Raw genomic sequence first — 7,936 nt, 5'->3', positions numbered from 1 at the left:
GTGGGGGCCAGCACCGATCCGCGTCCGCCACCGGGGGCTCGACCCGGCTGACCGAGGAGTTCGCCACGTACCGCCCAGGAACAGACCTCATCCGTGTCGCAGTGGTCGGCACCGGAGGGATCGCGGACGGCAGGCATCTGCCCGCCCTCGACGCGGCCCCCGATGTGGCGGTCGTCGCCGCCGTGGACATCGACGTCGAACGCGCCCGCGAGTGCGCGGCGAAGTGGCGGATCCCGCAGTCCTACACCGACGTCCAGACCATGCTCGACAACGAATCGCCCGACCTCGTGGTGGTCTGCACTCCCCCGGCGCTGCACCGCGATCAGTCGATCGCGGCGCTGCGTGCGGGCGCCTGGGTGTTATGCGAGAAACCGCCCTGCCGCTCGCTGGCCGAATACGACGAGATCACCGCCGCCGAGGGCGAGGCGGGACCCTACGCGGCCTTCGTCTTCCAACACCGCTTCGGTTCCGGCGCCGAACACGCCAAGGCACTGATCTCCCAAGGAACCCTCGGCACCCCGTACGTCGCGCTGTGTCAGACGACCTGGTTCCGCGACGACGCCTACTACGCCGTGCCCTGGCGCGGCAGGTGGGACACCGAGGGCGGCGGTCCCGCGATGGGACACGGCATTCACCAGGTGGACCTGCTGTTGGATCTGATGGACGACTGGGTCGAGGTGCGGGCGATGGCCGGCAGGCTCGCCCGCGATGTCGAGACCGAGGACGTCTCCACCGCGCTGGTCCGGTTCTCCTCCGGCGCGATGGGCTCGGTGGTCAACAGCGTGCTGTCTCCGCAGCAGGCCAGCAAGATCCGCGTCGACCTGACCGAGGCGACCGTGGAACTGTCCCATGTGTACGGCTATACCAACGCCGACTGGACGTACACCCCTGCCAAGCATGTCACCGCCGAGCGCGTCGCCGAGTGGGGCGAACCCGCAACCGACGAGACCGGCTCCCACGCCGGACAGCTGGCCAGCCTGCTCGCCGACATGCGGGCAGGCCGACGGCCGAGGTGCAGTGGCGCCGATGGCCGTTCCAGCCTCGAATTCACCAGTGCGATGTACAAGGCCGCGGTGACCGGCAGGCCGGTCTTCGCGGGCGAGATCGTCGCGGGCGACCCGTTCTACACCGATCCCAGCGGCGGCCGCACCGACTGGAGCTTCCCCTCGGCGCCTGCCGAGCAACCCTGAGACACCCCGCTTCGCCGAATCGACGACGCCAGGACAGGAAGGAACGAACGTGGGGATCCTGCACGTACGACACGAGTTGGGTACCGAGATCGTGGTCGACGCGGCCGGGGTGGAGATCCTCTCCTACGTCTACCGCCCGGACCCCATCGCCTTCGAATCGCCCAAGCCGTACTGCCATCCCCTACGGACGCTGGCGGGCGACGTGGTGACCGACTACCGGCCCAATGATCACCGCTGGCACAAGGGCCTACAGCTCACCGCGTCCCACGTCTCCGGCGACAACTTCTGGGGCGGGGTCAGCTATGTCCGCGACGAGGGCTACGTCGTCAAGGACAACATCGGCCGGATGCGCCACGACGGCTTCGACCTCGTCGACGCACGCTGCGATCGGCTGGACATCGTCGAACGGCTGACCTGGATCAGCTCCGGCGACGAGGTCTGGGCCGAGGAGGTGCGTCGGATCGCCGTGCACGACGTCGATCTCGACGACGATTCCTGGACGTTGACCTGGCACAGCGCGATCACGAACGTGCGCGGCGAGGAACTCCGGTTCGGCAGCCCCACCACCGAGGGCCGCGAGATGGCCGGCTACACCGGCCTGGCCTGGCGTGGTCCTCGCGCGTTCCGCGACGGGACGGTGCGCACCCCGCACGGGCACGACGCGAGCAGCCTGATGGGGCAGCCTGCCGACTGGGTGGCGTACATCGGCGAGCACGACGAGGTCGACCGGCATTCGACCGTGGTGTTCCAGGAGGGCCCGCGCAACGCGGTGCGTCCGGCGCACTGGTTCGTTCGCAACGACCCGTTCGCGGTGGTCAATCCCAGTTGGGCCTTCCACGAGGAGCTGATCCTGGCACCCGGGGAGGTCCTGGACCGGGAATACCGCATGGTGGTGGGTATCGGCGACTGGCCGCAAGAGCGCATCACCAGCACCCTGGCCGACCGAAGCTGGGACTGACCCCGCCCATCGACCTCGCCCCGCGAACCGAGCTGAGCCGACGAACGTCCAGGCAACCGAATCCAACCGTGAGGAGACGAACGTGGCCGCCGAATCGAGTCCGTATCGGGATGGAGACGCGCTGCTGCTGCCCGGCGGCGTCGGGGTGTCGCAGTTGGAGGTCTACGACTGGCCGACCGCCGACGACAGCCACGGCGGCTCGCCGCACATGCACCTCACCTGCACCGAGGCCTACGTGGTGGTGGCGGGCACCGGCGCGGTCCAGACATTGACCGCCTCGGGCGCGCAGGAGAGCGAACTGCGGGCGGGCACCACGCTGTGGTTCACCCCCGGCACCATCCACCGACTGATCAATCGGGACGGCCTGCGCATCGTGGTCGTCATGCAGAACAACGGGCTGCCCGAGGCCGGCGACGCGGTGTTCACCTTCCCGACCGAGATCCTCGACGATCCGGCCGCCTACGCCGAGGCCGCTACGCTGCCCGATCCGGCGGTCGCCGGGCAGGCCGCCGCCGAGGCTGCCGCCCGAGCCCGCCGCGACCTGGCGATCGAGGGTTTCGGCGCGCTGCGCGCGGAGTCCGCGGCGGGCAACGAGGACGCACTGCGCCGCTTCCACCAGCAGGCGCTGACCCTGGTGGGGGACAAACTCGCCGGCTGGCGGGAACGCTGGCAGGCGGGCGCGCTGGCCGAGGCCGAGCGCACCGGGGAGCAGTTGACGGCGCTGCAAGCGGGCGACGTCTCGCGGCTGGCGGCGGCGGAGATCCGCCGGATCGTGCCCGGCGAGGATCGCAGGCTGGGCATGTGCGGCAGGCTCACCACCTACCCGATCGAGCGGGCCGCCGAGGTGCGGCCGGAGTAGCGGACACAGCGCACCCGACGGACCCACGTCTGTCGGGGGCGTTGCGTACCGTCTTGGGCCTGCCCGGCCGGGTGGCGGCCGTGGCCGGTCGAACGGCCCAGGCGGTCCCGCACCCGCCGAGGGCCGCAGGGTGATCACCGGGAGTCCTCATGCGCGCGGCACGGCTGATCTCACTGGTCTTGCTACTCCAGGCCAGGTCGCGGATGACGGCGGGCGAGCTGGCCGCCGAATTGGAGGTCTCGGAGCGCACCGTCTATCGGGACGTCCTCGCGCTCAACGCCGCCGGGATCCCGGTGTACGCCGACCGGGGCGCCTCGGGTGGCTACCGCCTGTTGGGCGGCTATCAGACCAGGCTCACCGGATTGGACTCGGTCGAGGCACAGGCCCTGTTCCTCTCCGGGCTGGGTCGCACGCTGGACGAACTGGGGCTGGGCGATCAGGCGGGGAGCGCTCGGCGCAAGGTGTCCGCGGCCCTGCCTGCCGCGTTGCGGGACGCCGCCGACGACGCGGCACGTCGGTTTCATCTGGACGCGCCGCGCTGGTTCGACGAGTCGACCGCCCCGCCGTTGCTCGGCGAGCTGGCCAAGGCTGTCTGGCAGGACCAGCTGGTGGTCGGTGGTTACCTGCGGTCCGATCGCCAGGTCGAGCGGGAACTGGCCCCGCTCGCCCTGGTGTTGAAGAACGGCGTCTGGTACCTGGTGGCGCGGGTCGCGGCGGATCACCGCGTCTACCGGGTGGACCGGTTCGTCCGGGTCGAACCGCTGCCGACGCGGTTCGTTCGGGACGACTCCTTCGACCTCGGCGAGTTCTGGCGGAACAGGTCGGCCGAGTTCGTCCGGCAGATGCTCACGATCCCGGTGACCCTGCGGATCACGGCCGCCGGGGCGAGATCCCTGCCGAAGGTGATGGACCCGACGGCCTCCAAGAAGGCCCTGGCCGAGGCGGGAGAACCCGACGAGCACGGTCTGCGGACGGTGACCGTGCCCGTCGAGTCCATCGAGATCGGGATCGACATCCTGTACGGACTGGGCCCCGAGGCGGAGGTACTCGACCCACCGGAGATTCGCGCCGGCCTGGCCGAGGCCGCCGAACGACTCAGTCGGCTGTACCGTTCGTAAGCTCCTTCGGCAGGTCACGCCCTTCGGCGAACGCGTCCCAGAACGGGCTGCTCGCCCGGCCGTCGACATCGGTGAAGCCGTACTCGGCGGCGAGTTCGACCACGGTACGCAGCTGTCCCGAATGCCGGTCGCGCCCTCGGTCGGCGGCCAGCGCCGCGATGGCACGGCCCACGAAGGCGGGCGACTCCGTGTAGGGCCGGGCGAATTCCGGCATGCCCTCGGTCTGGGTCCAGCCCGGCGACACCGCCACCGCAGTGCCGCCGGAGGGCCGCAGATCCGCGGCCAGGCCCAGCGGCATGCGGTTGATCGCCGTCTTCACGACGTCGTAATACAGCTGGCCGTAGTACTCGGGGCCGACGGCCCAGGTCGTCAACGCCAGCAGTCCGTCGCCCGTATCGGCCAACAGTCGGGCGCCGAACTGGGCGGTGAGGATGTGCGCTCGTAGCCCCGCCGTCAGCATCAGGTCGAGCCGGGCAAGAGCGCCCTCCCAGATCGCCGTGTCGGCGACGCCCTCTTCCTCGGCCCCGTCGCCGATGGCCTCGTAGCCGCCCCAGGCGTTGGACACCAGGACATCCAGCCTGCCCGCCTCGGCGCGCACCCGGTCGAACAACGCCCGCACCTGGTCGGCATCGGTGTGATCACAGCGCACCGCGATACCGGTGCCGCCCTGCGCCGTGACTCGTTCGGCCGTCTCCTCGATCGTCTCGGGTCTGCCGGTCGGGCTGCCGGTGGCGCGGCTGGAACGGCCGGTGACGTAGACGGTGGCGCCCTGGGCGCCGAGCACCTCGGCGATTCCCCGACCCACGCCCCGGCTCGCTCCGGTGACGACCGCGATCGTGTCCCGCAATGACACTTCTGTCCTCTCCCTCACGTCGATGCATTCGCCAACGTGCTGGAGACTGACAGCGAAACCTGACAGCTGCCGTCTGGTTTCGCCCGCGGATTATGAGGTTCGGTTCTCGGTCAGCGCCCGCCGGACCATGGTGCGCAGTCCCAATCGCCGGTCGGCCTGCACGGCCTGCTCGAAGGCGATATCGGCGTGGCTGCCTCGGATGGAGAGGGTGGCGATCTCATTGCCGAAGTACGGCCCCGCGAGTCGCCGCCAGTCCAGCGGCGGATCGGTCACACCGGCCCGGCGCGCGGCCGCCCTGGTGAGTCGGCGCAGCAGCGGCCACCACGAGGCCTGGAACGCCCAGCGCAGCTTCTGCGGCGCGGCGTTGTGCAGCGGCGAGCAGGTGAGTTGGTAGATCGGGGCATTCGGCTCGTCCGGGTACCGCGCCTTGGCCAGGTAGCTGTGGTGGACGTCGCCGGAGAGCACCGAGGCGGTGGCCGTTCCGCTGCGCACCGAGCGCAACAGCAGAGCGGCGAGCCGGTCGAAGGATTGCCGGAAGGCGGCCCAATGCTCCAGATCCAGGCCCTGTCGGAGGCGTTCCGCGCGCTCGCCACGCTTGCCGGGTCTGGCCGCGGCGACCTCGTTGTGCGATTCCAGATCGCTGATCGCGGGCGGCAGCAACCACGGCAGCGTGCTGGCGATGAACAGGTGCTCGACGTGGTCGGGTGCGCCGACGGCGTTGCGTTCGATCCAGGCGAACTCCTCGTCCCCGACCATGGTGCGGCTGCTCTCGGTGACCACTCGGCCCGCCCGGTTGTCGATCACCATCAGCCGCACGGGCCCGTAGTCGCGCCGGTAGCTCCAGCGGTAGGTCTCCTCACCGTCGGCCTCCGAGTCGGCCCATTCGGCGAAGTCCTCCAGGAGTTCGAGGGCATCGCCGTCTCGACCGGAGCGCAGTACCGCCGCGTAGATCTTGTCCTCATCGAGGTCGACGGGGCGCAGGTTGCCGAGGTGCTGGTAGATCCAGTAGGAGGCCAGCCCGCCTCGGATGCGGGTGCGCCACCAGTCGGTCGCGGCCATCTCGCGGCGCCAGGCCGCCGAGGTGTTCCAGTCGTCGCGGACGTCGTGGTCGTCGAAGATCATCGCGGTGGGGACGGTGGCCATCAACCAGCGGATCAGCTCGCCCGACCACGCCTCGCGATACAGGTGGGTGTACTCCTCGAAGTCGGCGACCTCGGCACCGGGGGCGACGTCGAGATCCCGGCGGGTGGCCAGCCATTCCCTGGTCGCCGGGCTGGTCTCGTCGGCGTAGACCTGGTCGCCGAGTAACAGCAGCGCGTCGGGCCATTGCTCCACGGGCTGCGTCGCCATCCGTTGGGCGTACGCGGCGAGGGCGTGCGGGCCCAGGGTGTCGGGCTGCCCCTCCGGGTCGACGCGGGGGTGCTGGCAGGAGCCGAAGACGAGGGTGAAGTGCTCCGGCTTCTCGGCGAGCGTGCTGATCCGGCTCGGCGGCAATGCGGAGTCGGGCGGCGGCCAGGCCACCTCCCCGTCGAGCCGCACCTCGTACGGCGTCGAGGTGCCGGGCGTCAGTCCCCGGATCACCACCAGCGCGTAATGATGGCCACCCACGTGGAAGGTCGGCGTCGTGGTGTCCAGCACCTCGACCTCACAGGGTCCATCGGTCTCCACCCACACGGTGGCGGAGTCGGCGTCCGCGTAACGCAGCACCGGTCCCAGCAATAAGCCCGTCACCCACATTGCCTAGCGGAGTGCACCGGCAAGCACAAGCGACCGCCAGGGGGCCTGTGAGGTCCGACACGGACGAAGCAGACGGGTCGGCAGGATCCGGAATCGGCGCCCTCGACCGGTCACTCAGCAGCGCATACTCACCGTGCGGAACGGAACACCGCATGTGATCGTTGCGCTCATGATCTCCTTCGGATACACGCTGTTCACCGAGCAGGCCCCGCCGCAGCAATTGGTCTCCGACGCCGTCGCTGCCGAGGCGGTCGGCTTCGATTTCGCCGTCTCCAGCGACCACTATTCGCCGTGGCTGGACGCGCAGGGGCACGCCTCCTACTGCTGGAGTGTGCTCGGAGCGGTCGCACACGCGACGCAGCGCATGGAACTCATGACCTACGTGACCTGTCCGATCATCCGCTATCACCCGGCGGTGGTGGCGCAGAAGGCCGCCACCATGCAGTTGCTCTCCGGTGGCCGCTTCACCCTGGGCGTCGGTGCCGGGGAGAACCTCAACGAGCACATCGTGGCCGAGGGCTGGCCGCCGGTGAACGTCCGGCACGCCATGCTCGACGAGGCGTTGCAGATCATCAACCGGCTCTTCGACGGCGGATACGTCAACCACCACGGCGAGCATTTCCAAGTGGACTCGGCGAAGTTGTGGGACCTGCCCGAACAGCGGGTGCCGATCGGGGTGGCCGTGTCCGGTTCACAGTCGGTGCGGCGATTCTCCGGTCTGGTGGATCACCTCATCGCGACGGAACCGAAGGCAGAGCTGGTCTCGGAGTGGGATGCCGCCCGCAAGACGGGGTCGACGCGGCAGGGCCGCAGCCGCAAGATCGGTCAACTGCCGATCTGCTACGACACCGACCGGCAGGCCGCGATCGAACGAGCACATCAGCAGATGCGGTGGTTCGCGGGTGGCTGGAAGGTCAACTCCGAGCTGCCGTCCACGACCGCGTTCGCGGCGGCCAGTCAGTTCGCCCGGCTCGAGGACGTCGCGAGTTCGATTCCCTGCGGCGACGATGTCGACGCGGTCGTCGAGGCGATCCGGCCGTTCGCCGATGCGGGGTTCACCGATGTCGCGCTCGTGCAGATCGGCGGTGGGCATCAGCGGGAGTTCTTCCCCTTCGCCCAGGACCGGTTGTTGCCCGCGTTGCGCTCGGAGTACGGCGGTCGCTAGCAATACATCGCCCCGACCATCGCATTGCGAGCCGCCGACGAGCACGAGAGGATCCG

The 7,936-nt window shown here is 69.8% G+C and carries 7 protein-coding genes; 5 read left to right on the top strand and 2 right to left on the bottom strand.

Annotation, left to right across the window (positions count from 1 at the left end):
• Positions 1 to 101: 101 nt before the first annotated feature.
• The 4 genes from BKA25_RS08845 to BKA25_RS08830 all read left to right on the top strand — a co-directional run bounded on the left by BKA25_RS08845 (position 102) and on the right by BKA25_RS08830 (position 4,125).
• On the top strand, positions 102 to 1,190 hold the full coding sequence (locus tag BKA25_RS08845) for a Gfo/Idh/MocA family protein (protein WP_236750315.1): 1,089 nt from the start codon (positions 102 to 104) through the stop codon (positions 1,188 to 1,190).
• Between the two features lie 49 nt (positions 1,191 to 1,239).
• On the top strand, positions 1,240 to 2,148 hold the full coding sequence (locus tag BKA25_RS08840; protein ID WP_069850677.1) for a DUF6807 domain-containing protein: 909 nt from the start codon (positions 1,240 to 1,242) through the stop codon (positions 2,146 to 2,148).
• A gap of 82 nt (positions 2,149 to 2,230) precedes the next feature.
• Positions 2,231 to 3,007, top strand: a complete 777-nt coding sequence (locus tag BKA25_RS08835) for a cupin domain-containing protein (protein WP_236750316.1) — start codon at positions 2,231 to 2,233, stop codon at positions 3,005 to 3,007.
• A 149-nt stretch (positions 3,008 to 3,156) separates the two neighbouring features.
• On the top strand, positions 3,157 to 4,125 hold the full coding sequence (locus BKA25_RS08830) for a helix-turn-helix transcriptional regulator (protein WP_069850679.1): 969 nt from the start codon (positions 3,157 to 3,159) through the stop codon (positions 4,123 to 4,125).
• Here BKA25_RS08830 and BKA25_RS08825 read toward each other — a convergent pair.
• Positions 4,103 to 4,978 (bottom strand): SDR family NAD(P)-dependent oxidoreductase, encoded by an 876-nt coding sequence (locus BKA25_RS08825; protein WP_069850680.1) that lies wholly within the window; start codon positions 4,976 to 4,978, stop codon positions 4,103 to 4,105. The two genes, BKA25_RS08830 and BKA25_RS08825, sit on opposite strands and share 23 nt — an antisense overlap.
• Positions 4,979 to 5,068: 90 nt before the next feature.
• Positions 5,069 to 6,715, bottom strand: a complete 1,647-nt coding sequence (locus BKA25_RS08820; RefSeq protein WP_069850682.1) for an alkaline phosphatase D family protein — start codon at positions 6,713 to 6,715, stop codon at positions 5,069 to 5,071.
• A 172-nt stretch (positions 6,716 to 6,887) separates the two neighbouring features.
• On the opposite strand from BKA25_RS08820, the gene BKA25_RS08815 reads away from it, so the two are divergent.
• A complete protein-coding gene (locus BKA25_RS08815; RefSeq protein ID WP_157421432.1) occupies positions 6,888 to 7,880 on the top strand; it encodes a TIGR03557 family F420-dependent LLM class oxidoreductase in 993 nt (330 codons plus the stop codon).
• Positions 7,881 to 7,936: the final 56 nt, after the last annotated feature.

Source organism: Actinoalloteichus hymeniacidonis, from assembly GCF_014203365.1.
Lineage (GTDB): Bacteria > Actinomycetota > Actinomycetes > Mycobacteriales > Pseudonocardiaceae > Actinoalloteichus_A > Actinoalloteichus_A hymeniacidonis.
The sequence above is the reverse complement of the archived record's forward strand: the minus strand, read 5'-3'. Positions and strand labels throughout refer to the sequence as shown.

Excerpts from the sequence above, each read along its gene's own strand:
- BKA25_RS08830 (WP_069850679.1), top strand. The coding sequence starts at position 3,157 with ATGCGCGCGGCACGGCTGATCTCACTGGTCTTGCTACTCCAGGCCAGG.
- BKA25_RS08820 (WP_069850682.1), bottom strand. The coding sequence starts at position 6,715 with ATGTGGGTGACGGGCTTATTGCTGGGACCGGTGCTGCGTTACGCGGAC.